This is a genomic window from Faecalibacterium sp. I3-3-89, from assembly GCF_023347275.1.
In the GTDB taxonomy this organism is placed as follows: domain Bacteria; phylum Bacillota; class Clostridia; order Oscillospirales; family Ruminococcaceae; genus Faecalibacterium; species Faecalibacterium butyricigenerans.
In genome coordinates this window covers 1,617,258-1,640,005 of sequence record NZ_CP094468.1, presented here as the reverse complement: position 1 = coordinate 1,640,005, position 22,748 = coordinate 1,617,258, and the positions used below count along the sequence as shown (strand labels likewise).

Genomic DNA, 22,748 nt, shown 5'->3' with positions numbered 1-22,748 from the left:
TTTGTTTGTTGAGGTTTATCATGTCTGAATTTATCTCGCTTTACTCCGGTTCGTCCGGCAACAGCAGTGTGGTGCGCTGCGGGCAGCGGTATCTCATCGTGGATATGGGCAAGGGCGTCCGGACCACCGGCGCGGCCCTCAAGGCGGTGGAGCTGGACCCCGCCGACTGCGACGGCATCCTTGTCACCCACGAGCACAGCGACCATGTGAAGGGGCTTTCCACCTTCCTGAAAAAGCATCCGCTGCCGGTGTACGGCGCGGAGGAGACGCTGGGGTTTCTGGAGGAGAACCATGTCGTCCCCCCCTCCTGCGATATGACGGCCCTGACGCCGGGCCGGGAAGCGGAGATCGGGGGATTCGGGGTCAAAGCCTTCCCCACCAGCCACGATGTGCCCTGCGTGGGCTACCGCATCCATACCCCCGACGAAAAGACCATGACCATCGCCACCGACCTCGGTGTGCTGACCCCCGTCGTACATGAAGCCCTCTCGGACTGCGACCTCGTGGCGCTGGAGAGCAACTACGACCTGCATATGCTCCGCAGCGGGCCGTACCCCTACTATCTGCGCGCCCGCATCGAGTCGGTGAGAGGGCACCTCTCCAACGACGAGTGTGCAGCCAAGCTGCTGGAACTCATTCAGGGGGGCTGCAAGAAGTTCGCGCTCTGCCACCTCTCGCAGGAGAACAACACCCCCGCGCTGGCCTTGCAGACCGTTTTTTCCACCCTCGGTGCGGCGGGCGTCGTGCCGGACAGGGAGTGCATCGTCCAGACCCAGCGGCGGAACGAGGTCAGCCCCGCGCTGGCGTTCTGAACCAGAAACCAAGAGCAGGAAAAGGAGAAAAGAGCCTATGTCGTACATCATGGCGCTGGACGCCGGAACCACCTCCAACCGCTGCATCCTGTTCAACAAGGCAGGCGAGATCTGCAGCGTCGCGCAGAAGGAGTTTGCCCAGTATTACCCGAAGCCGGGCTGGGTGGAGCACGATGCCAACGAGATCTGGGCCACCCAGCTGGGCGTGGCCCTCTCGGCCATGAACAAGATCGGCGCCCGGGCGGAGGACATCGCCGCCATCGGCATCGCCAACCAGCGGGAGACGACCATCGTCTGGGACAAGGAGACGGGCGAACCGATCTGCCACGCCATCGTCTGGCAGTGCCGCCGCACCAGCGAATACTGCGACGAGCTGAAGGCCAGAGGGCTGACGGAAAAGTTCCGGGCCAAGACCGGACTCATCCTCGACGCCTATTTCTCGGCGACCAAGCTCAAGTGGATCCTCGATAACGTCCCCGGTGCACGGGAAAAGGCCGAGGCGGGCCAGCTGCTCTTCGGCACCGTGGAAACGTGGCTCATCTGGAAGCTGACCTGCGGAAAGGCGCATATCACCGACTATTCCAACGCCAGCCGCACCATGATGTTCAACATCCACACGCTGGAATGGGACGACGAAATTTTGCAGGAGCTGAACATCCCCAAGCAGATGCTCCCCAAGCCGATGCCGTCCAGCGGCTTTTACGAGTACGCCGACCCGATGCACTTCGGCGGCGAGATCAAGATCGCCGGTGCGGCGGGCGACCAGCAGGCGGCCCTCTTCGGCCAGACCTGCTTTGCCTCCGGCGAAGCCAAGAACACCTTCGGCACCGGCGGCTTTCTGCTCATGAACACCGGCGAGACGCCCGTCACCTCCCGGAACGGCCTCGTGACCACCATCGCGTGGGGCCTCGACGGCAGGGTGGATTACGCGCTGGAAGGCTCGATCTTCGTGGCCGGTGCGGCCATCCAGTGGCTCCGCGATGAGCTGCGCCTGCTGGAAGAGTCCCGGGACTCGGAGTACATGGCCCGGAAGGTCCGGGACACCAACGGCTGTTACGTCGTGCCGGCCTTCACCGGCCTCGGCGCGCCCCACTGGGACCAGTACGCCCGGGGCACCATCGTGGGCCTTACCCGGGGCTGCAACAAGTACCACATCATCCGGGCCACGCTGGACAGCATCTGCTATCAGGTCAACGATGTCCTCCACGCCATGGCGGCGGACTCCGGCATCTCCATGAAGTCCCTCCGGGTGGACGGCGGCGCGTCGGCCAACGACTACCTCATGCAGACGATGGCCGACCTCAGCGACCTCGAGGTCAAGCGGCCCTGCTGCGTGGAGACGACGGCGCTGGGCGCGGCCTATCTGGCGGGCCTTGCCGTGGGCTACTGGCAGTCCACCGAGGACATCACCCGCAACTGGTCGGTGGACCGCGTGTTCCAGCCGGCCATCTCCGAGGAGGAACGGGCGAAGCGGATCAAGGGCTGGAACAAGGCCGTCCGCTGCGCCTACCACTGGGCGAAGGACGAAGAAGAGTAAGAACGAAAAAAGCCTCCGGCTCTGCACACTGGGTGCAGCCGGAGGCTTTTTGTATTATCGCATCAGGGATGGGGGGTCATTTCCGCCCGGTCAGCCGGTTCAGCAGCATCACGGCCAGAACGATGACGCCGATGACGAGCACGATGCCCAGCATTCCGATGACCATGATGGGCAGGGTGGTCATCCAGGAAGTAAGATGAAGCATTTCAGTCCCTCCTTTAGCTCATCAGGGTCAGGATCAGTCCGCCTGCGATGACGGAGGCGATCTGGCCCGAGACGTTGACGCTGATGGAGTACATCAGCAGGAAATTCTGGTTGTCCTCCTCGAGGCCCATGCGGTTGACGACGCGGCCGCTCATGGGGAAGGCCGAGATGCCCGCTGCGCCGATCATGGGGTTGAGCTTCTTGTCTGCCGGGAGGAAGAGGTTGATCAGCTTGGCGAAGAGGACGCCGCCGGCGGTGTCAAAGACGAAGGCCACGAGGCCCAGCGCAAGGATGAGCAGGGTGTCGGGCCGGACGAACTTGTCTGCCGTCATCTGCCCGGCCACGGTCAGGCCCAGCACGATGGTGATGAGGTTGGCGAGGATGTTCTGGGCCGTCTCGCTCAGGGCGTTCAGCACGCCGCACTCCCGCAGCAGGTTGCCGAACATCAAGAAGCCCACCAGCGCCACGCTGGCCGGGGCCACAAGCCCTGCGATGATGGTCACGACGATGGGGAAGAGGATCTTGGTCAGCTGGCTGACGCTGCCCTTCTGGTAGGCCATCCGGATGCGGCGCTCCTTCTGGGTGGTCAGCAGCTTGATGACCGGCGGCTGGACGATGGGGACCAGCGCCATGTAGCTGTAGGCCGCCACCATGATGGCGCCGAGGTACTGGGAGTTGAGGGTGTTTGCCACAAAGATGGCCGTGGGGCCGTCTGCCGCACCGATGACGGCGATGGAGGCTGCGTCCTTCAAATCGAAGAAGAAGCCTGCGAGGAAGAGGGTGAAGAAGATACCGAACTGTGCCGCCGCGCCGAAGAGCATCAGCCACGGCTTTTCCAGCAGCGGGCCGAAATCGATCATCGCGCCGATGCCGATGAAGAGCAGCAGGGGAAACAGCTCGTTGGACATTCCCGCCTCAAACAGAGCCGAGATGGGGCCGACGGTGTCGCCCTGTGTGATCGCGCCCGACAAGGGCAGGTTGACGAGGATGGCGCCGAAGCCCATCGGAAGAAGCAGGCTCGGCTCCATTTTTTTTGCGATGGCAAGGTAGATGAGGAGCGCGCCGATGCCCCACATTACCACCATCTGCCACGTCAGGTTCCCGAAATTAGAGAACAGACTGGCGAATGCATTCCAGAATTCCATGTCATTGCCTCCTTTGAAATTTGCGGTGCAATGACGAAAAAAAGAGACTTCGGCCACAGCACCAGATACTGTGACAAAAGTCTCAAGCGAACGCATGACATCGGGCATTTCTGCCGTGCTGACGCTGTCATGCAGCACCCCCATAAGGCGGGATGCCCTTTACTCCCTTTTATCCAGACTATTAAACCAGAACCGGAGAGGATTGTCAAGGAAAATGCGGGGTTCTTAGCCGATTTTTAACACTTGGGGGACACAAAAGGCCGGGCAGACAGCCGCCCGGCCTTTTGGAGTCAATTTTTTACGACGGCCACCCGCCCGATGCCATAGCGGGCAAAGAGGGGGAGAGCCTGCGCCGGGATGACTTCGCCGCTGACCACGATGGGAACAGCGGGCGGACAGGAGACCGCCGGTGCGGCGCAGATGCGGCCCACAGCCTCAGCAGCGGGCACCATCTCCTGTGGGGCGAGGACGGCCTCCCGGATGGCGGCGGGGCGGGGCTGCGCCTGAAGCGCCTCAGCCAGAGCCGCAAAGGCGGCGGCGTCGCTGTCCGAAGCGGGCGCAGAGGAAGATGCTTCGGCACAGAGAGCGTGGAGCGCTTTCTGGAGACGGGCGAAGTCCTCGGCAGAACTCTCAGGAGAGGGCATCAGCACCAGATAGCGGGGGTCGGCATACTCGCACTCCACGCCCTGCTCCCGCAAAGCCTGCGCCAGCTGCTGGCCCGAGAGGCCCAGCACGGCGGCGTCCAGCGTCAGCTTGAGCGGCTCACGGTGCGCCCCGGTGAGGGGGAGGGCCAGCCCGGGCCGGAAGGCATCCAGCTCCCGGCAGAGCATCCCCAGACGCCAGCGGCAGAGGGCCAGCTTCTCCCGGAAGTCGCCTGCCAGCCGCGCATTGGCGGCGTCCAGCGACTGTAAGATGAGGTAGGACGGGCTGGTGGAGCCGAAGAGGGCCAGCGCATTGCGCACAGCAGCTTCGTCGGCCTGCACCGACGGCCCGAGGTGGAGATAGGCCCCGCCGGTGAGGACGGGCAGGGTCTTGTGGGCCGAGTCACAGCAGAGGTCGGCACCCAGCTGGATGGGGTGGCGGCTGCCCTCCTTCAGAAAGTGGAGGTAGGCCCCGTGGGCGTTGTCCACCAGAAGGGGGACGCCGTGGGCGTGGCAGACCGCCGCCAGCCCGGCGATGTCCTGCACGAAGCCCAGATAGTCCGGGCTGGTGAGGTAGACGCCGAAGGGGGTACGGCCCTCGGCGGTCAGCCCGTCCAATGCGCAGGCGAGGGCCTCCGGCTCCACAGGGCAGGTGCAGAGCGCCCCGGCGGCGTCCGGCGCGGGCCAGAGCCACTGGATGTCGAAGTCCAGCAGGGCGGCTGCGTAGAGCAGGGCCTTGTGGGCGTTCCGCGCCGCCAGCAGGACGGGGCGGGATGCCCCCGCAGGCTGCATCTGGAGCGCAAGGTGGAGCATGGCCCGGATGCACTGGCTGCTGCCCTCGGTGCTGTAACAGGTGCGGGCGGTGCCGAAGAGCTGCGCGGCGTTGGCCTCGCTCCGGGCGATGATGCCTTCGGCCTCGTACAGCTCGTCCGCGCCCGCAATTTCGGTGATGTCCAGCGCCTCACAGCCCAGCGGGCCGCGGCCCTTGTGGCCCGGCATATGCATCCGGGTGGTGCGCTGCTGGGCGTAGCGGCGGACAAAATCAACGATGGGAGTGTCCATAGGCGCTTATTCGCAGGCTTCGCCGTCTGCGCAGGCGTTGCAGGTGGTGCCCAGCTCGATGGGCACCTCGATGCCCTGCGCGGCAAGCTCCTGATTTTCGGCGACCTTGATCATGATGGCGCACTCGATGCGCTTTTTGAACAGCTCACAGCCGTACTCGTAGACGCCGGTGATGCTGCCGGTGGCGTGGTAGGCGTTGGCCGCGCAGCCGCCGGAGCAGTAGAGCTTGGCCCAGCAGTCCTTGCACTCCGGGCGGGCGTAGGCGTTGCAGTGCTTGAACTCATCCCGCACGGCGGTGTTGGTGACGCCCTTCCAGATGTCGCCCATCAGGTACTTGGGGTCGCCGACGAACTGGTGGCAGGGGTAGAGGTCGCCCCACGGGGTAACGGCCATGTACTCGGTGCCGGAGCCGCAGCCGGAGATGCGCTTGTAGATGCAGGGGCCGCCGGTGAGGTCGATCATGTAGTGGTAGAAGGTGAAGCCCCGGCCCTCGCGGTCGCGCTTGATCATCTCTTTGGCCAGGATCTCGTACTGCTCCTTCAGGATGGGCAGGTCCTCGGCGGTGAGGGCGCTGGGGTCGGTGGGCTTCGAGACCACAGGCTCCATGCTCAGCTCGGTGAAGCCGAGGTCGGCCATGTGGAAGATGTCGTTGGTGAAGTCGGTGTTGTAGTGGGTGTAGGTGCCGCGCATATAATAGTTCTTGTCGCCGCGCTTTTTCACGAACTCCTGAAATTTCGGGACGATGGTGTCATAGCTGCCATGGCCGGCGTAGTCCTTGCGGAAGCGGTCGTGGACCTCCTTGCGGCCGTCGAGGCTCAGGACGACGTTGTGGCACTCCTTGTTGCAGAAGTCGATGACGTCGTCGTCGATGAGCACGCCGTTGGTGGTCATGGTGAAGCGGAAGTTCTTGTTGTGGATCTTTTCCTGCTCGCGGCAGTAGGCCACCAGCTTCTTGACCATGTCGAAGTTCATCAGCGGCTCGCCGCCGAAGAAATCGACCTCGAGGTTGCGGCGGGTGCCGGAGTTCTCGATGAGGAAGTCCATGGCCCGCTTGCCCACCTCGAAGCTCATCAGGGCGCGGTCGCCCTGATAGCGGCCCTGGGAGGCGAAGCAGTAGGAGCAGTTGAGGTTGCAGGTGTGGGCGACGTGGAGGCAGAGAGCCTTCACCACCGTCTGGCGGTTCTTGAAGTCGAAGGCCATGTTCTCGTAGACGTCGGGTGCCCACAGCTTGCCTGCGGACTCCAGAGAGGCCACATCCTCGAGGCACTGGCGCAGGTCGGCCTCGGTGACGTCGGGGCGGGAGCCGTACTTGGCCAGCAGAGCGGCCACGATCTCGTCGGCAGAGTGCTCTTTGTACATCGCAATGACGTCGTAGGCCACGTCGTCCACGACGTGCACCGAGCCACTGCAGGTGTCCAGCACGATGTTATATCCGTTCAGTTGATACTGGTGTACCATTTCATTCTCCAATCTATTGTTGCCATAAAAAAATGCCGCCCTGCAAAGGCGGCATAGGGTCTGCAATGATTACTTATTGCTGTTCTCGCACTGCTGGTTTGCGACGCCGCAGGAGGTCTTGCAGGCAGACTGGCAGGAAGTCTGGCACTCGCCGCAGCCGCCGGTCACGACGCTCTTGGTCAGGTCACGAGTAGCGATAGTCTTAATACGTTCCATAATTGAAAACCTCTCTAAGCTCCAAAGTTTTGCATACAGCGCTCTGTATACAGTGTTATCTTTATGTATGATAACACGATGTGGGGATTCTGTCAAGATTCCGCGCGGCGTTTTTTAGCCCAGAGGCTGATACTTTTTCAGGATGGTGTGCAGCCCCAGCTCCCGGGCGCGGGCCAGCAGGTAGCGGTAGCGGCACAAAAGGGCCTGCCGCTCGTAGATGCGCTGTTCGATGAGGTCGGAGTCCACCTCGAGGTCGAACATCATCGCGTTCCGCCGCAGGCAGAACAGGCACTCTTTCAGCTCTTCCTCCAGCTCGGGGTCATAGCGCTCGTGCTCGCTGTCGCGGGGGATGCGGGGCGAAAGCAGCGTCTGGGCGGTCTTGGGATGGGCTTGCAGCATAAGGCGTCCTCCTTTTGAAGTTTGTGTACCATAAAATAAAGGCAGAATAACATAGTTTACTTTATTATATGGTGCAGAGGACGCGGAAAATGCCAGATTCTGGATGACGCAAAAAGAGACCGCCGCCTCCGGGTGCAAAGGACGAAAAATTATCTCGGAAGTGCGTCTGTTTCCCAAAATCCGCAAATTTTTTCAGATTTCCGCTTGACAAAGCGCCCGGAGGCGGGTATAATAGCACACGTTGACCGGCTCGACGCCGCGAGACAAAACCGAATAATGGGGATTTGCATAGTGGTAGTGCGGTAGACTCTGACTCTACTTGTGGGAGTTCGATTCTCTCATCCCCAACCAAGAAGCCATCTGATTCGCTCAGATGGCTTTTTTGTTTTGCTTTGGGGCCGGTGTGACACAAACTTCTGATTTTTTTCCGGCGGGCGGGGCTATACTGTTCTTTGATGCAACAGGGCAATACAGAAGACAGGAGCCATGCAGAAGATAGGAGCCACGCAAATGAGCATTTGGGATGCATTCGGCAAAGGACGGTACAAGGGGTTTTCCCGGGAGGCGGGGCAGCTGCTGGACAAGGCGGTGGAGCTGGCCGGAGGGCTGGGCTGCAAAAAGGCGGACACCGGCCATCTGCTGTGGGCGATGCTGCAATCAGACGGCGGCCCGGCGGCCCGTTTTCTGGCCGGGAAGAACATCTCGGAGCTGGAGGTGCGGCGGCAGCTTTCCGCCGGGCGGAGCGGCACGGCCCTCCGGCTGGCTCGGGGCGACATGGCGGCAGACCTGCGCCGGGCGATGGACTACGCCGTCATCGGGGCGCAGAACGCCCACCTGAGCCGGGCCGAGCCGGAGCACCTGCTCTGCGCCATGCTGGAAGACGCCGACTGCGCCGCCGGGGTCATGCTGGCTTCGATGGGCGTCCAGCTCACCGAGGCGGTGCGTGAGTGCCGCCAGCTCTCGGGGCAGTTCATCCTGCCCATCCAGCCCCGGACGTCCCCGCCTATGCCGCGAGGGAGCCGGGCCAGCGACAAATACTGCCGCGACCTGACCCGCCGGGCGGCGGACGGTGAGCTGGACCCGGTGTTCTGCCGGGAAAAGGAGCTGGACCGGATGGTAGAGATACTATGCCGCCGCCAGAAAAATAACCCCTGCCTCGTGGGTGAGCCGGGCGTGGGCAAGACCGCGCTGGCCGAGGGTCTGGCCCAGCGCATCGCCGACAAGCAGGTGCCCCGGATGCTACAGGGCCGTCGGCTGTTGGCGCTGGATATGGCCAGCCTCGTGGCGGGCACCAAGTACCGGGGCGACTTCGAGGAGCGGTTCAAGAACCTGCTGGAAGAGCTTGTCCGGGACGGCAGCGCCATCCTCTTTGTGGATGAGTTCCACACCATCGTGGGCGCAGGCGCGGCAGAGGGGGCCATCGACGCGGCCAGCATCTTAAAGCCGGTGCTGGCCCGGGGCGAGCTGCAGCTCATCGGTGCGACGACGAATCAGGAGTTCCGCACCCACATCCAGAAGGACGCCGCCCTCGAGCGCCGCTTCGGGCGGGTGCAGATCGAAGAGCCGACCCCGAAGCAGGCGGTGGAGATTCTGGAAGGGTTGGCCCCCCGCTACGAGCGCTACCACGGCGTCCGCCTGCCCAATGAGGCCCTGCGGGAGGCGGTGGAGCTTTCGGTGCGGTACCTGCCGGGGCGCTGCCTGCCGGACAAGGCCATCGACCTTGTGGACGAGGCCTGCGCAGCGGTGCGCATCCGGGCCGAGCGGGAGGGGGAGAAGGACCCCGTCCTGAGCCGGAAGGAGATCGCCCGGGTGGTGGCGCAGGCCAGCGGCGTGCCCGCCGAGCGGGTGAGCGAAAAGGAGCGGGAGCGTCTGGCCCGCCTCGAGGAGCGGCTGAACGCCGAGGTGGTGGGACAGAGCCGGGCCGTGGCGGCGGTGGCCGGAGCCATCCGGCGCAGCCGAACGGGACTGGGCGAGCCGGGCAGGCCCATCGGGGCGCTGCTCTTCCTCGGGCCGACCGGCGTGGGCAAGACGGCGCTGGCAAAGGCGCTGGCCGAGAGCTGGTTCGGCAGCGGGAAAGCCCTGCTCAAGTTCGATATGTCGGAGTATCAGGAGCAGCACACGGTGGCCCGTCTGCTGGGTGCACCTCCGGGCTATCTGGGCCACGACGAGGGCGGTCAGCTCACCGAGGCCGTCCGCCGCCGCCCCTACAGCGTCGTCCTCTTCGACGAGATCGAAAAGGCCCACCCCGACATCCAGAACATCCTGCTGCAGATGCTGGAGGACGGCCAGCTCACCGACTCCATGGGCCGGAAGGCCGATTTCCGGAACACCATCGTCCTGCTGACGTCCAACCTCGGGGCACGGTTCCTCGCGGGGCAGAGCGCACCGCTGGGCTTTGGGGCGGGCAGCGAGGCCGCCTTTGAAAAGCAGTCGGAGGCCGCCGTCGCCGAGGCGAAAAAGTGGTTCCGGCCCGAGCTGGTGGGGCGGCTGGATGAGCTGATCGTCTTCCACCCGCTGGAGGAGCAGAGCCTCTGCTCCATCGCCGAAAAGCTGCTGGGCCAGCTGGAAGAGCGTGCGGCCCGCAGCGGCTACCAGCTCACCCACACAGCTCGGGTCGGCCCAGCGCTGGCTGCAAAGGCCCGCTCGCCCTACGGGGCGCGGGAGCTGCGCCGACAGGTGGACCGTGCCGTGGAGCAGGCCTTCGCCGACCAGATCGCCTCCGGCAGCGTGAGCCTCGGCCAGCGCTGGACGGCAGACTGCACCGCCGACGGCACCATCGTGGTGGAGGAGACGCAGACGGCGGGCGTCAGGTGAAAAGCTCTTGCATCTGCTCTGGTTTTCCGCTATGATAGAGGGCAGGAATCACCAGAGGAGGAAGCCGAATGCGCTATCTGTTTTTGCTCAACCCCACCGCAGGCAAGCGGGACTGCACCACCGGGCTGACCCCGGCCATCCATGCCGCCGCCGGACGGGCGGGCATCCCGCCGGAAAAGCTGCAGGTCGTCGTGACCCAGTACGCGGGCCATGCCCGTGCGCTGGCTGCGGAGGCGGCACACACCGCCGAGGCCGAGGGCGAGCCGGTGCGCATCTGGACGGCGGGCGGTGACGGCACCTTCAATGAGGCGCTGACGGGTGCCAATGGGTGCGCCCTTGCCGCCGTGGGGTGTCTGCCCTTCGGCAGCGGCAACGATTTCCTCCGCACCTACGGCACGAGGGAGGAGTTCAGCGACCTTGACGCGCAATTCGCGGGCGGGGCGGTGGACATTGATTTGATGGAGACCGACCTCGGCCTCTCGGCCACCATCTGCGCCGCCGGGCTGGACGCACAGGTGGCCTACGGCATCCCCCAGTTCCGGCGCATCCCCTTCTGCGGCGGCGAGATGGCCTACGCCCTCTCCATCGTCAGGCAGCTCTGCGGCCACATCGGCCGGAAGGTGGCGTTCACCATCGACGGCGAGGAGCTGACGGTGGACTGCCTGATGTGCGCGGTCTGCAATGGCCGCACCTACGGCGGCGGCTTCTACGCCGCGCCAGAGGCCCGGCCCGACGACGGCTGGCTGGACGTCTTTATCATCCGCAGGGTGGGCCGACTGACCATCGCCCGGCTGCTGGGGATGTACAAGGGCGGGAAGCACTTCCGGGATGGTGCGCTGACCGAGCAGGCGAAGCCTTACTTCCTCTACCGCCGGGCCAAGTGCGTCTCCCTGCGCCCTGCGGATGGGCGAGGCCCCATCGTGGCGACGGCGGACGGCGAGTGCGCCCCCTGCGAGGCCATCACCGCCCGGCTCAGGCCGCTGGCGGGGCACGTCCTGCTGCCAAAGCCCGCCTACGAGCGGTTCATGGCTCAGCGTGCCAGCGTATAAACGGAAAGACTGCGAAGCGCCCTGCCGGGGGCGCTTTTTTGCTGTCATAAAATATTAACAAAGAAATTTGCAAAAACCCTTGATTTTTCTGCCTGAGATGAGTACAATACACTTAGCACTCAGGGAAATGGAGTGCTAAACACCCGGAGGAGGAAGCCCCGGGCCATGAAAAAGTTTCACTTTTATTTTATAATAGGAGGGCAAGAACGATGAAGATCATTCCTCTTGCAGACCGTGTTGTTATCAAGACTGTTGAGGTCGAGGAGACCACCAAGGGCGGCCTCATCCTGACCGGCAGCGCCAAGGAGAAGCCGCAGGTGGCACAGGTCGTGGCCGTCGGCCCCGGCGGTGTCGTGGACGGCAAGGAAGTCAAGATGACCGTCAAGGTGGGCGATAAGGTGCTCACCAGCAAATACTCCGGCACCGAGGTCAAGGTGGACGGCGAAGAGTGCACCATCGTGCGTCAGGCCGACATCCTGGCCATCGTGGAGTAAGCGTCTTTCCCTCATCACTGGATCATCAAGCTTTTATAAAGGAGCGATAAGAATATGGCTAAGCAGATCAAGCAGGGCGAGGAAGCCCGCAAGGCACTGTGTGCCGGCATCGACACTCTGGCAGATACCGTTAAGATCACCCTCGGCCCCAAGGGCCGCAACGTGGTGCTGAGCAAGAAGTTCGGCGCCCCCGTCATCACCAACGATGGTGTCACCATCGCCAAGGAGATCGAGCTGAAGGACGAGTTCGAGAACATGGGCGCACAGCTGGTGCGTGAGGTCGCCACCAAGACCAACGACGCCGCAGGCGACGGCACCACCACCGCTACCGTTCTGGCACAGGCAATGGTCACCGAGGGCATGAAGAATGTCACCGCCGGTGCAAACCCGATGGACATCCGCCGCGGCATGAGCAAGGCTGTCGCCAAGGCTGTCGAGACCATCAAGGCCCACAGCCAGAAGGTCAAGGACTCCAACGACATCGCCCGCGTCGGCACCATTTCTGCCGGTGATCCCGAGATCGGCCGCCTCATCGCAGAGGCCATGGAGAAGGTCACCTCCGACGGCGTCATCACCATCGAGGAGAACAAGACCACGGCTGAGACCTACAACGAGATCGTCGAAGGTATGCAGTTCGACCGCGGCTACCTGACCCCCTATATGGTCACGGATACCGACAAGATGGAGGCTGTGCTGGACAACGCCGCCATCCTCATCACCGATAAGAAGATCAGCGTCATTCAGGATCTCGTCCCCCTGCTGGAGCAGGTGATGCAGAACGGCATGAAGCTGCTGATCGTGGCAGAGGACATCGAGGGCGAGGCGCTGTCCACCCTGATCGTCAACCGCCTGCGCGGCACCCTGAATGTCTGCGCCGTCAAGGCCCCCGGCTTCGGCGACCGCCGCAAGGAGATGCTGCAGGACATCGCCATCCTGACCGGCGGCACCGTCGTGTCTGCTGACCTCGGCTACGAGCTGAAGGACACTACCGTCGATATGCTGGGCCACGCCCGTCAGGTCAAGGTCACCAAGGAGAACACCACCATCGTGGGCGGCGCAGGCGACAAGGACGCCATCGCATCCCGCATCGCACAGATCCGCAACCAGATCGAGGCTGCAACCAGCGACTTCGACCGCGAGAAGCTGCAGGAGCGTCTGGCAAAGCTGGCGGGCGGCGTGGCCGTCATCAAGGTCGGCGCTGCCACTGAGGTCGAGATGAAGGACAAGAAGCTCCGCATCGAGGACGCTCTGAACGCCACCAAGGCAGCTGTTCAGGAGGGCGTCGTCGCTGGCGGCGGCACTGCCCCCATCAACGCCATCCCCGCAGTCCGTGAGCTGTGCGACACGCTGGAAGGCGACGAGCGCACCGGCGCAAAGATCGTCCTGAAGGCTCTGGAGGCTCCTCTGCGCCAGATCGCCAAGAACGCCGGCCTCGAGGGCAGCGTCATCATCGACAAGATCGTCTCTGCCAACAAGCCCAACTACGGCTTCGACGCCCAGAATGAGGTCTACGTGGAGGATATGATCGCCGCAGGCATCGTTGACCCCACCAAGGTCACCCGCTCCGCTCTGGAGAATGCAGCTTCCGTCGCTGAGATGGTGCTGACCACCGAGAGCCTCGTGGCCGACCTGCCCGAACCCCCGGCTGCTCCTGCTGCCGGCGGCGATATGGGCGGCATGGGCGGCATGTACTAATAACAGCCTAAAAACCGCATGAATCCTTGATTTTTGGAGCGTGCAAAAGCGGATTTACGCCAAACTTACGCCACTTACGCCAAAAATCAAAGCGCACTATAGGGTAACAAAATCGGCACTCGCTGAAAAGCGGGTGCCGATTTTTTGCGTCTGGGAGTATTGAAGAATCGTGAGCCTGCTGGTGGATTCTGCGAGAGACAGACTGTCAGCGGCTTTATTGTTGACGAAGAACAAAGGTAGAGATACAATAAGCCAAAATCCTAAAATGCCAAACAACCCAAGTGTCTGAAGGAAAAAGAGAATGCCATTGTGGATGCGTTGGAGTTCTCTATAAATGGACGGATATAAGCCGAAAATATTTACCGTCATGCATAAATGGCAACAGGGATAACAATTACGGCAGGCCCTGAGATTTCCGTCTTTAATTCAGGGAGATTGTATTGCTTCATGTCTTCATTTTGAAGACATAAAAACATATCAGCGAGAAGATCATGTGGGAGAATGGACAGTGTTGTTTTTCTTAAAAGATCAATGCTTTCTGTTTTGTCGGCACAGATTGCAATAACTTTTCCAAGGACCTTGAAATGTCCACCGAGAATTTCGGAAATATTATCATTTGACAGATACTGTTCTTGAGCAGATAAAACAACAGTCCCTGCCGAATCAGATAAGATGAAATCTACCGTTCCACTGTGTTTGAGTTCGCTGGCAAAGGATTTGATTTTTTTCATGGTTTCATCTTGCTGCTGCTTTTGTGCTTTAGCCTGCGTCTTTGCGTTTAACTGAGGTTTTTCTGCAAAAATATCAGCCATTCTCAGCATATCCACAAAAATATCCATACAATTGATTAGCGGATTTTTTTGAAGTTCTCCTTCCACCTCAATAAAATCACCGATTTTCATATTTGAGATGTCGAATCCAGATTTTAGGATATTCGCATCTGTGAGGAATGCTCGGAATTTGGATAACAAAGATACATTTGTGTGTACTTTTTCTTTGGTTGTGTTTTCAGTTTCTCCACAGTTTCCAGAATGGGACAATTCACCTTTTAGATCGATTTTGAGCAGTTTACTTAAGATTGAAGCGGACGTAGAAACTTCTGCTTCAATTTTTTGAGCATTACTGTTCTCTTTATGATCGGAATAGCTTACCTGACTTACTGTAGAAAAGCCATCTTCGATGATTGCAAGCATATCCAAAACTATCTTTTCATTGATATATACAGGTATCATCAATTGATTTACGTCCATATTCGTTTTCTCCTTTCCAACGGTACTTATTTGCGTTGAACATTAAAATTGTTATTATGCCAGATGGAGTTTCTCTTTCAGCGCATCCTGAAGGACGCCGGAAAAGTTGATGTGTGCCGATTCGGCGGCATCGTTGAGCCAGCCGGGAATGGAAAGGGTTTTCTTTACGGGTCTGTACCGCTTTTCGTACTCTTCCATATCGAAAGGCACCATCACCACAAAATCTTCCGGGTCAACGTGAAGCGCAGAAGGGACAGAAGGCTCCGGGCAGACTTTGCAATCTTCCAGCATAAGGCCGATGGCATCCTGTGCCATGCGGACAGCTTCGTCCATGGTATCGCCTTGGGTGAAGCAGCCCTCAATATCGGGAATCTCAACAGAGTACCCGGTTTCTTCCGGGTGAAAAATTGCAGGATAGAAAATAGCGTTCATAATGTGACCTCACCTTTTATAATTCAACAAACAATCAATGTACCTTCACTTAACAGGCCTACATTATTGGTTGGAAATTGTAGAATAGTCTATGCAGTGCTTTGCAGTTTCAGAATATGAAGTCTACAATCATCATATTCTTACTTTTTGAGTCCGGCCAATTTGAGAATGTTTTTCTCGGTACCGGGCTTCAGATCCTTTGCGTGAAATGGAACGACAGTGGTTTTGTTGGTAGTTGGGTTATGGTACTTATAGTGTGACCCATTTGCACTGACTAAAACAAAGCCGTTCTGCTCCAGCAAGCGAATCATTTGCTTGGGAGTCATCGGCATGGCGGGTGCCCCTCCTTTCTTTCAGGATTACAGTTTTATTGTATACGTATTTTACGTATTTGTCAAGAGGGCAAATAAGCCGCCCAACGACCTTTACGGTCTCGCTGGGCGGCTTATTTTTTGCGTTTCCAGAGCAAATATTCTTCGTAGCGGTGCATCTCGTTTTGTTCTTCTTCGGTCAGGCGCTGGCGCTGTTTGCGGGCTTCGTCCGAGGGGTCGATGTCGGTCAGGCCCAGCAGGTAGTCGGCGGAGGTGCCGTAGAGCTTGCAGATGGCAAGCAGCACATTGCTGAAGGGGTAGCTCTTTCCCTGTTCCCACGCACGGATAGACCAAACGGAGATACCAAGCTTGTCCGCAAGGGTCTGCTGTGTGTCATTATTCAGTTTGCGGAGTTCTGCCAATCGTTCCCCAAGCATAGCTTGACCACCTTTCCTTATTACTAGTATATGAATCGCTCCTACTTTTGACGAAAAGTGGCTGTACAATACTAGACAAGGCAAAAAGTAGCTGTATAATACTAGTATAAGGCAGAACTAGTACAAAAATACTACTTCCGCCGCAACGCTAAGGCAAAGCGAGGGAATCCCCGTTGGAACAACTGATCGACTTTCACGCACCGGAAGTGCAGGCGGTGCTGGATACACTTCTAAAAGACCGCTCCACCGGTAAAAACATCATCTGGGCCACCGACCCGCCGGAAGAGCTGCAAACGGTAATGTACGAACCTGTCACGGATAGATCCCAGATCACCACCCAGCAGCTCGGGCTGACCCACTACGAGGTGGTGCTGCCCCGGATGATGAAGCAGACCGACACCCAGCAGCAGCGCACCCGCAAAAAAGGCGAGGTGTTCAGCCCCGCATGGGTCTGCAACAAGATGAACAACGCACTGGATGCCGACTGGTTCCGTGGGCTGGGGGCAGAGGAGAGCGCCGGGCAGTTCACGGTGGAGCTGCCCCAAGGTTGGCAGACGGTGGAAACGCCGGTGCAGTTCCCGGCTTGCGGGGGCAGGACTCCGGCATGGGTGCAGTATGTGCAGAACCGCCGCTTGGAGGTGACCTGCGGCGAAGCCCCTTTTCTTGCATCCCGGTACGATGCCGCCACCGGTGAGATGATCCCGGTGCCCCGGCGCATTGGCATTCTGGACCGCAAGCTGCGGGTGGTAAGCGAGAACGCCGCCACAGAGGACGAGTGGCGCAAATATGCCACCCATGCGGTGCAGTCCACCTACGGCTACGAGTATCAGGGAGATAATCTTTTGCTGGCACGGGTCAACCTTCTGCTGACCTATGCAGAGCATCTGCAAGCCCGCTGGCAGCGCAAACCCACAAAAGAAGAGTTACAGCCTATCGCCAACATCATCAGCTGGAACCTGTGGCAAATGGACGGCCTGCACCTGTCCGTGCCCGGCGGCAAGCCCCAGCCGGAGACAGAACAGCTTGACCTCTTTTCCATGTTCGGAGCGGCAGAGCCGCAGCTGCCCACGGTATCCTGCAAAGTGAAAAACTGGCGCAAGGGCAGCCATGGAACGACCCAGAACTTTGAAACCATTCAGGAAGGGAGTACCAGCATGAAGTTTGATTATGTCATCGGAAACCCGCCGTATCAGATAAGTGATGGCGGTGCCGGCGTAAGTGCAACGCCTATCTATAATCGTTTTATCGAAGCAATCAAAACTACACATCCCGGCGCAATTTGCTTGATTATTCCTGCAAAATGGTACTCCGGAGGTAAAGGACTAGATAAGTTCAGAGAGGAAATGCTAGGAGATAGGCATATTTCAACATTGGTTGATTATTCTAATTCGCTAGATGTTTTTCCGAATGTAGATGTTGCAGGTGGCGTTTGCTATTTTGTCTGGAAAGAAGCATATAACGGTAAGTGTAAGTATACAAACTATCGTAATGGAAAAGCTACAACAGCATACAGAGATTTGAATGAGTTTCAAACATTTATTCGCTATCCAGTTGCATCCGAAATGGTGCGGTGCAAGCCCGCCGCCGGATGATTCCCCACTCCTAGGGTGCCGAGGGCGAATATGGGAGACCTATATCATATTGACGCAGATGGACTGTAAGTCTATCTGCGATGGGGGAGCCGGAACAATTTCCGGCTCTCGTTACATTGCTCCGGACGAGCTGTCCTTCAGGACAGCTTGCCCGGAGCAAGAGTGCAGAGGGCGCAGCCCTTTGCCCCGGTGATATGATGCTGTGCGTCATATCCTACTGGGTATTATCTGGCGCAAAATGGCGGCAGATCCAGCAGCTCCGCTGCTGCGCACTCTCCCGGCAAGCTGTTGAAATGAAAGAAGCTCCTGCTAAACCTTATACCAAAATCAGGAAAAAGTAATCAAAACGGGTTCACCTAGGGGCCAATAATAGGCCTGCGAAGCCCACGACTTTAGTGATTTCAGGTGCTATGATAATTGCAGAGATACAGCATCTTAATGATTTTCCGCAAAGAAAGAATAGCGATGCAACAAGAAATGGGAACGATGCTTCCTACTTTCACTGAAAATTAGGAACTCACAGTTCCTGTTCGACTATGAGTTTCTCTGTTATACTTTTCTTGCAGAGCGAAAGCAAACTCTTCTAAGCAGAAAGCGACAAACGCCATGATCTCCCACTGAGGGAAGGAGCGGTAGGCCACTTTCTTTGCAGTATAACAAACACATAAATCCTTTTCCGAAAGGATTACCTCTTGATTCCGAGAGAAGATTTCAAGACACGGTCTTGAAATGCGAGACCCGTTGCTTAGAAGAATTGTATCACTCCTGTGATTTGATCGCACGAGTGGCCGTACACAAAAAATACAGGAAAAGAGGGATGTCTATCTGAAATTAACACGACACAACGGACGAGCCGGAACCCACGGCACTTACAACCCCAAGCACAACGACCGCAGTTTCAATCTTGCCAACAGTGAGCACATCGACCCGGAACGAGTCAAGGGCAACATCTACTGGGACTGCTTCCACGGTTTCCGTTCGGCTCTCGCTCCACCCGACCCGAATGATCTGGCGGTGACCTTCTCGGATGTGGAACGGCAATTCTACGAGACCCACTACACGGCCTTCATCGAAAGCCAGAACGAGCGCAACGCCAAGATCCGGCACACAGAGCGCAACCGCTCCATTCCCGACCTGCTGTCCAGCCGCAAGACCTGCCCGGAAGAGACCATCTATCAACTTGGAACGCTGGATGAACACGCTTCGGCAGAGGACTTGCTGAACATCGTCACCGAGTTCATTGAGGAGTTCAAGGTCAAGTATGGCGAACACGTTCATGTACTGGACTGGGCATTGCATCTGGACGAAAGCACACCCCACATCCACGAGCGTCATGTGTTCGACTGCGAAAATAAGTACGGCGAGGTGGCACCCCAGCAGGAAAAGGCATTGGAAGCACTGGGCTTCGAGCTGCCCGACCCGGACAAGCCCCTCAGCCGCCGGAACAACCGCAAGATCACCTTTGATGCCGCCTGCCGAAAGATGCTGTTTGAGATCGCCAAGCGGCATGGGCTGGATCTTGAAGAAGAAGCGGAGTACGGAAACCGCAAATATCTGGAAAAGCAGGACTTCATTCTTGCCAAGCAAAAGAAGCAGCTTGCCGCCCAGCAGAGCAAGCTGAACGAGTTGACCCTGAAAGTTTCGGACATGGAGACCCTGCTGGAAGATGTTTCAGCTGCGGCCTACGACAAGGCGGTGGAGGTCGTGACGGACGTGGTACGCACCGAGACCCGCACGGAAGATATGCGGATGATCGAGGACACGAAGAAGTGGGTGCTGTCCCCGAAACGCAAGGCTCCGCAGTCCACGAGAGAGTATGCCGCCCATCGGTTGGACACCGTGCTGGACAAGTTCCTCAAGACTATGCAGACCACCGCTACACGTCTGCAAGAGAAGCTGCTGAAGCCGGAAGTTCGGCAGAAAGGCAAAGAACAGGTCAAGGAGAAAGCACGGGATTCCGTTCTGCAACTGCTGAGCCGCTTGCAGGCAGAACAGGCACAGCGGAAGCTATCTACGCCGCCTACCGCCGAAAAGTCAGAAAATCGTTTTCAATAATAGTATGAGGTGATGTTTATTGAGCAAAGAAGTCAACGAAGAACGCACTCCCCGAACTGTTGCCGATGTGAAGGAAATGCTGGCCAAGCACTCCAACGGAGAGATCCAGCGAACGATCCAAAACTGTATCACGATTTTGCAGAACGACCATGTGCTTGCCGATGCCATCCGGCTAAACCTGTTGAGCGAGCGCATCGACATCGTAAAGCCTGTGGGCTGGCCTCGCTCCGGCAAGACCCTGAACGATACCGATATGAAGTATATCCTGCGGAGAATGGAGAAATACGGTATTTCCAGCGAGAAGAAGATCGAATCAGCCATCCGCATCGTTGCCAACGAGAACCGCTACCACCCCATCCGAGACTACCTGAACGGCCTGAAATGGGATGGGACGGGGCGGATAGCCCATGTCCTGCACCACTTTCTCGGTGCTGCGGAGGACGAGTACACTTGCGAAGCTATGAAGATATTCCTGCTGGGAGCCATCAAGCGGGTGTTCCAGCCGGGATGTAAATTTGAAACCATGCTCTGTCTGGTGGGCGGGCAAGGTGCGGGAAAGTCCACCTTTTTTCGGCTGCTGGCGGTCAAGGACGAGTGGTTCTCAGATGACCTGCGGCGGCTGGACGATGACAATGTGTTCCGCAAACTGCAAGGCCACTGGATCATTGAAATGTCGGAGATGATCGCCACTGCCAATGCCAAGAGCATCGAGGAAATCAAGAGTTTCCTCAGTAAACAGAAGGAAACCTATAAAGTTCCCTATGAGACCCATCCTGCTGACCGTCTGCGCCAGTGCATCTTTGCTGGCACGACCAATCGGCAGGATTTTTTGCCCCGTGACCGCACGGGCAACCGCCGCTTTATCCCCATCCCGGTGGATGCGGAACTGGCTGAGACCCACATTTTGGACAACGAGGAGGAATCTCGCGCCTATATCGACCAGCTTTGGGCAGAAGCCATGACCATCTACAACAGCGGCAACTACAAGCTGGCGTTCAGCCCCGCCATGCAGGAAACCCTGCAAGCCCATCAGCAGGACTTCATGCAGGAAGATGCACAGGCGGGCATGATCTACGCCTTTTTGGAGGACTACACGGGTGACCGGGTGTGTTCCAAGCAGCTCTATGCGGAGGCGCTAGGCAACACCAATATCCCGGCTGAGTGGGAGACCCGTGCTATCTGCGAGATCATGAACACCGGCATTTCGCGCGGCGATATTCAAGGCTGGCAGGCACACAAGACCGCCAAGCGTTACCCGAAGTACGGCGTTCAGAAAGGCTGGAAGCGCGTAACCAGCCCCGAAACCGGGGCTGAAGATTTCTCCGAAATAACGGATGCGGAAGCCCAGCAGCTGGGTTTTCCCTTCTGATGGACAGCGGTTACACGGTCAGTTACAGGTTCGGTTACAGCTCAGTTACGGCGCAAAAGCCGCATGGCCGCTGCGTTTTCCGCTTTCTGTAACCATGTAACCTTAAAAAGAGAAGAAAAAGTATAAAGCCCACCGGATGCCCTGTGTGCAGAAAAAGAGAGTTTTCCTGTCCGGTTACAGGCGTTCGGTTACAAGGAATTGGAGGTCTGCCTATGAAGGAAGTTCGCGTTTGCGAAGCAATGAAGTCCCCGGTGGAGACTTCAAGCGACGGAACGGTCTTGCATCAGCAAGATGGAGGGACCAAGTCCCGACAAGTTCCGATTTGGGAAAAGAGCAATTTAACGCTGGAGGAAGCTGCGGCTTATTCCGGCATTGGCATCAATAAACTGCGTGAGATCACCAACGAGGATAAGTGCAAATTTGTCCTTTGGGTGGGCAACAAGCGTTTGATCAAGCGCCGCTTGTTTGATTACTTTATCGAGCAGGCGTATTCTATTTGAGAATGATGCAACGTCTTTTCTATTCGATATCGGTGGAAATCGCATGGTCGGTATGGTATACTAAAATTAACCCCTATATGCGCTTTTCACAGAAAGGAGCTTCTAAATGCCTGAAAAGCGCAAGGATAGCAAGGGCCGTGTTTTGAAGGATGGCGAAAGCCAGAGAGCAAACGGCACCTACGACTATCGTTATACCGATATCCACAAGAAACGGCGTTGTATTTACGCTAAATCCCTGACAGAGCTGCGGAAAAAAGAGGAAGAACTGTGGCGCGATCTGGCAGACGGCATCGACTATGCTGCCGGAGAGATGACAGTGGCTGATCTGGTTGACCGCTATATGAACCTGAAACGTGGGTTGAAACCCAATTCACTTCGGTCATACAACACAGCGGTCAAGCGGATTCATGCTGACCCTTTCGGGCAAAAAGCCATTAAAACGGTAAAATTGTCCGATGCGAAAGGCTGGTTCGTGTTTCTGCATGACAGCGGTTTCAAGCAAAACACCATAGGAATCCTGCAAAGCGTTGTCAGACCGGCGTTTGAGATGGCGGTGGAGGATGACATCATCCGCAAGAATCCATTCAAGTTCAAGCTGTCGGACGTTGTGCCGAAGGACGCTTATGTGCGCAATGCCCTGACCAGAGAACAGCAGGAGAAATATCTGCAATTCGTTCAAGACTATGGCGGAAACTATTATGATGATATCGTCATTCTTATGGGAACCGGCTTGCGTGTGAGTGAGTTGTATGGCCTGACACGAGCAGATATCGATTTTGAACGGCACTGTATCCATGTCCGGCGGCAGCTTTGCCGGACGGCTGAAAAGCCCTACTTTGTCACACCGCCGAAAACAAAAAGCGGTATCCGCAATGTTCCCATGACAGATACCGTTTGTGCAGCGTTGCGGCGTGTAGTAAAAGCAAGAGCGTCCACGAAAGTGGAAGCGCTGGTGGATGGTTGCAGCGGATTCCTCTTTCTGGACAAGTCCGGAATGCCGAAGGTGGCAATGCACTTGGAAAACTATATGCGTGGCGTGCAGGGAAAGTTTGAGAAGGCGTACAGCAAACCTGTTCCGCGCATTACACCTCATGTGCTGCGACACACCTTCTGCACCAATGTTCAGCAGGCCGGGCTGGATGTAAAAAGCCTGCAATACCTGATGGGACACTCCAATGCCAGTGTGACGTTGGATGTCTACACGCACAGCAGCTTTGAATCGGTTGAAAGAGCCTTTGAACAGATCGCCGGCAACCTGTGATTTTCGACGCATGAA

At 58.1% G+C, this 22,748-nt stretch carries 21 protein-coding genes and 1 tRNA gene; 12 read left to right on the top strand and 10 right to left on the bottom strand.

The window, feature by feature from the left end:
• The first annotated feature begins 20 nt into the window (after positions 1-20).
• On the top strand, positions 21-812 hold the full coding sequence (locus MTP38_RS07625; protein ID WP_249233167.1) for an MBL fold metallo-hydrolase: 792 nt from the start codon (positions 21-23) through the stop codon (positions 810-812).
• 37 nt (positions 813-849) lie between these two features.
• A complete protein-coding gene (gene glpK / locus MTP38_RS07620) occupies positions 850-2,349 on the top strand; it encodes a glycerol kinase GlpK (protein ID WP_249233166.1) in 1,500 nt (499 codons plus the stop codon).
• Between the two features lie 76 nt (positions 2,350-2,425).
• Here glpK and MTP38_RS07615 read toward each other — a convergent pair whose 3' ends face one another.
• The 6 genes from MTP38_RS07615 to MTP38_RS07590 form a co-directional block, all read right to left on the bottom strand.
• Positions 2,426-2,554, bottom strand: a complete 129-nt coding sequence (locus tag MTP38_RS07615; RefSeq protein WP_227621282.1) for an oxaloacetate decarboxylase — start codon at positions 2,552-2,554, stop codon at positions 2,426-2,428.
• 13 nt (positions 2,555-2,567) lie between these two features.
• Positions 2,568-3,698, bottom strand: coding sequence for a sodium ion-translocating decarboxylase subunit beta (locus MTP38_RS07610; protein ID WP_227621281.1), 1,131 nt, complete (start codon positions 3,696-3,698; stop codon positions 2,568-2,570).
• Between the two features lie 290 nt (positions 3,699-3,988).
• Positions 3,989-5,401, bottom strand: a complete 1,413-nt coding sequence (locus MTP38_RS07605) for an amino acid decarboxylase (RefSeq protein WP_249233165.1) — start codon at positions 5,399-5,401, stop codon at positions 3,989-3,991.
• Positions 5,402-5,407: 6 nt separating this feature from the next.
• On the bottom strand, positions 5,408-6,859 hold the full coding sequence (gene scfB, locus MTP38_RS07600) for a thioether cross-link-forming SCIFF peptide maturase (protein WP_249233164.1): 1,452 nt from the start codon (positions 6,857-6,859) through the stop codon (positions 5,408-5,410).
• A 69-nt stretch (positions 6,860-6,928) separates the two neighbouring features.
• Complete coding sequence (gene scfA / locus MTP38_RS07595; RefSeq protein WP_227621278.1) at positions 6,929-7,075, bottom strand: six-cysteine ranthipeptide SCIFF; 147 nt, start codon at positions 7,073-7,075, stop codon at positions 6,929-6,931.
• Between the two features lie 114 nt (positions 7,076-7,189).
• The gene (locus MTP38_RS07590; RefSeq protein ID WP_227621277.1) at positions 7,190-7,474 is read right to left on the bottom strand and encodes a DUF2508 domain-containing protein; all 285 of its coding nucleotides are present in this window, start codon (positions 7,472-7,474) and stop codon (positions 7,190-7,192) included.
• Between the two features lie 277 nt (positions 7,475-7,751).
• Here MTP38_RS07590 and MTP38_RS07585 point away from each other — a divergent pair.
• The 5 genes from MTP38_RS07585 (at position 7,752) to groL (ending at position 13,526) form a co-directional block, all read left to right on the top strand.
• Positions 7,752-7,825, top strand: a tRNA-Gln gene (locus MTP38_RS07585).
• A 159-nt stretch (positions 7,826-7,984) separates the two neighbouring features.
• Complete coding sequence (locus MTP38_RS07580) at positions 7,985-10,288, top strand: ATP-dependent Clp protease ATP-binding subunit (protein WP_249233163.1); 2,304 nt, start codon at positions 7,985-7,987, stop codon at positions 10,286-10,288.
• Positions 10,289-10,356: 68 nt separating this feature from the next.
• The gene (locus MTP38_RS07575; protein ID WP_249233162.1) at positions 10,357-11,337 is read left to right on the top strand and encodes a diacylglycerol/lipid kinase family protein; all 981 of its coding nucleotides are present in this window, start codon (positions 10,357-10,359) and stop codon (positions 11,335-11,337) included.
• Positions 11,338-11,546: 209 nt separating this feature from the next.
• Complete coding sequence (locus MTP38_RS07570; RefSeq protein ID WP_015563875.1) at positions 11,547-11,831, top strand: co-chaperone GroES; 285 nt, start codon at positions 11,547-11,549, stop codon at positions 11,829-11,831.
• A gap of 54 nt (positions 11,832-11,885) precedes the next feature.
• Complete coding sequence (gene groL / locus MTP38_RS07565; protein ID WP_249233161.1) at positions 11,886-13,526, top strand: chaperonin GroEL; 1,641 nt, start codon at positions 11,886-11,888, stop codon at positions 13,524-13,526.
• 365 nt (positions 13,527-13,891) lie between these two features.
• Here the strand turns inward: groL and MTP38_RS07560 are convergent, their stop codons facing one another.
• From MTP38_RS07560 to MTP38_RS07545, 4 genes are all read right to left on the bottom strand, one after another.
• A complete protein-coding gene (locus tag MTP38_RS07560; RefSeq protein ID WP_249233160.1) occupies positions 13,892-14,776 on the bottom strand; it encodes a DUF6414 family protein in 885 nt (294 codons plus the stop codon).
• A 54-nt stretch (positions 14,777-14,830) separates the two neighbouring features.
• Entirely contained in the window at positions 14,831-15,208 is a 378-nt protein-coding gene (locus tag MTP38_RS07555; RefSeq protein ID WP_015538062.1) for a type II toxin-antitoxin system HicB family antitoxin, read from the bottom strand.
• 140 nt (positions 15,209-15,348) lie between these two features.
• Positions 15,349-15,540 (bottom strand): type II toxin-antitoxin system HicA family toxin, encoded by a 192-nt coding sequence (locus MTP38_RS07550; protein ID WP_112114942.1) that lies wholly within the window; start codon positions 15,538-15,540, stop codon positions 15,349-15,351.
• Between the two features lie 113 nt (positions 15,541-15,653).
• Positions 15,654-15,956 (bottom strand): helix-turn-helix domain-containing protein, encoded by a 303-nt coding sequence (locus MTP38_RS07545; RefSeq protein WP_249233159.1) that lies wholly within the window; start codon positions 15,954-15,956, stop codon positions 15,654-15,656.
• A gap of 173 nt (positions 15,957-16,129) precedes the next feature.
• Between MTP38_RS07545 and MTP38_RS07540 the strand changes: the two genes are divergently transcribed.
• From MTP38_RS07540 to MTP38_RS07520, 5 genes are all read left to right on the top strand, one after another.
• Entirely contained in the window at positions 16,130-17,548 is a 1,419-nt protein-coding gene (locus MTP38_RS07540) for an Eco57I restriction-modification methylase domain-containing protein (RefSeq protein ID WP_249233158.1), read from the top strand.
• A gap of 1,029 nt (positions 17,549-18,577) precedes the next feature.
• Positions 18,578-19,603: a plasmid recombination protein gene (locus MTP38_RS07535; protein ID WP_249233157.1), complete on the top strand. Its 1,026-nt coding sequence runs from the start codon at positions 18,578-18,580 to the stop codon at positions 19,601-19,603.
• Between the two features lie 76 nt (positions 19,604-19,679).
• Entirely contained in the window at positions 19,680-20,972 is a 1,293-nt protein-coding gene (locus tag MTP38_RS07530; RefSeq protein WP_249234673.1) for a virulence-associated E family protein, read from the top strand.
• A gap of 212 nt (positions 20,973-21,184) precedes the next feature.
• Positions 21,185-21,472: an excisionase gene (locus tag MTP38_RS07525; RefSeq protein ID WP_390508758.1), complete on the top strand. Its 288-nt coding sequence runs from the start codon at positions 21,185-21,187 to the stop codon at positions 21,470-21,472.
• 106 nt (positions 21,473-21,578) lie between these two features.
• Positions 21,579-22,733: a site-specific integrase gene (locus MTP38_RS07520; RefSeq protein WP_249233156.1), complete on the top strand. Its 1,155-nt coding sequence runs from the start codon at positions 21,579-21,581 to the stop codon at positions 22,731-22,733.
• Positions 22,734-22,748: the final 15 nt, after the last annotated feature.

Excerpts from the sequence above, each read along its gene's own strand:
- MTP38_RS07625 (WP_249233167.1), top strand. The coding sequence starts at position 21 with ATGTCTGAATTTATCTCGCTTTACTCCGGTTCGTCCGGCAACAGCAGT.
- glpK (WP_249233166.1), top strand. The coding sequence starts at position 850 with ATGTCGTACATCATGGCGCTGGACGCCGGAACCACCTCCAACCGCTGC.
- MTP38_RS07615 (WP_227621282.1), bottom strand. The coding sequence starts at position 2,554 with ATGCTTCATCTTACTTCCTGGATGACCACCCTGCCCATCATGGTCATC.
- MTP38_RS07610 (WP_227621281.1), bottom strand. The coding sequence starts at position 3,698 with ATGGAATTCTGGAATGCATTCGCCAGTCTGTTCTCTAATTTCGGGAAC.
- MTP38_RS07605 (WP_249233165.1), bottom strand. The coding sequence starts at position 5,401 with ATGGACACTCCCATCGTTGATTTTGTCCGCCGCTACGCCCAGCAGCGC.
- scfB (WP_249233164.1), bottom strand. The coding sequence starts at position 6,859 with ATGGTACACCAGTATCAACTGAACGGATATAACATCGTGCTGGACACC.
- scfA (WP_227621278.1), bottom strand. The coding sequence starts at position 7,075 with ATGGAACGTATTAAGACTATCGCTACTCGTGACCTGACCAAGAGCGTC.
- MTP38_RS07590 (WP_227621277.1), bottom strand. The coding sequence starts at position 7,474 with ATGCTGCAAGCCCATCCCAAGACCGCCCAGACGCTGCTTTCGCCCCGC.
- MTP38_RS07580 (WP_249233163.1), top strand. The coding sequence starts at position 7,985 with ATGAGCATTTGGGATGCATTCGGCAAAGGACGGTACAAGGGGTTTTCC.
- MTP38_RS07575 (WP_249233162.1), top strand. The coding sequence starts at position 10,357 with ATGCGCTATCTGTTTTTGCTCAACCCCACCGCAGGCAAGCGGGACTGC.
- MTP38_RS07570 (WP_015563875.1), top strand. The coding sequence starts at position 11,547 with ATGAAGATCATTCCTCTTGCAGACCGTGTTGTTATCAAGACTGTTGAG.
- groL (WP_249233161.1), top strand. The coding sequence starts at position 11,886 with ATGGCTAAGCAGATCAAGCAGGGCGAGGAAGCCCGCAAGGCACTGTGT.
- MTP38_RS07560 (WP_249233160.1), bottom strand. The coding sequence starts at position 14,776 with ATGGACGTAAATCAATTGATGATACCTGTATATATCAATGAAAAGATA.
- MTP38_RS07555 (WP_015538062.1), bottom strand. The coding sequence starts at position 15,208 with ATGAACGCTATTTTCTATCCTGCAATTTTTCACCCGGAAGAAACCGGG.
- MTP38_RS07550 (WP_112114942.1), bottom strand. The coding sequence starts at position 15,540 with ATGCCGATGACTCCCAAGCAAATGATTCGCTTGCTGGAGCAGAACGGC.
- MTP38_RS07545 (WP_249233159.1), bottom strand. The coding sequence starts at position 15,956 with ATGCTTGGGGAACGATTGGCAGAACTCCGCAAACTGAATAATGACACA.
- MTP38_RS07530 (WP_249234673.1), top strand. The coding sequence starts at position 19,680 with ATGCTGGCCAAGCACTCCAACGGAGAGATCCAGCGAACGATCCAAAAC.
- MTP38_RS07525 (WP_390508758.1), top strand. The coding sequence starts at position 21,185 with ATGAAGGAAGTTCGCGTTTGCGAAGCAATGAAGTCCCCGGTGGAGACT.
- MTP38_RS07520 (WP_249233156.1), top strand. The coding sequence starts at position 21,579 with ATGCCTGAAAAGCGCAAGGATAGCAAGGGCCGTGTTTTGAAGGATGGC.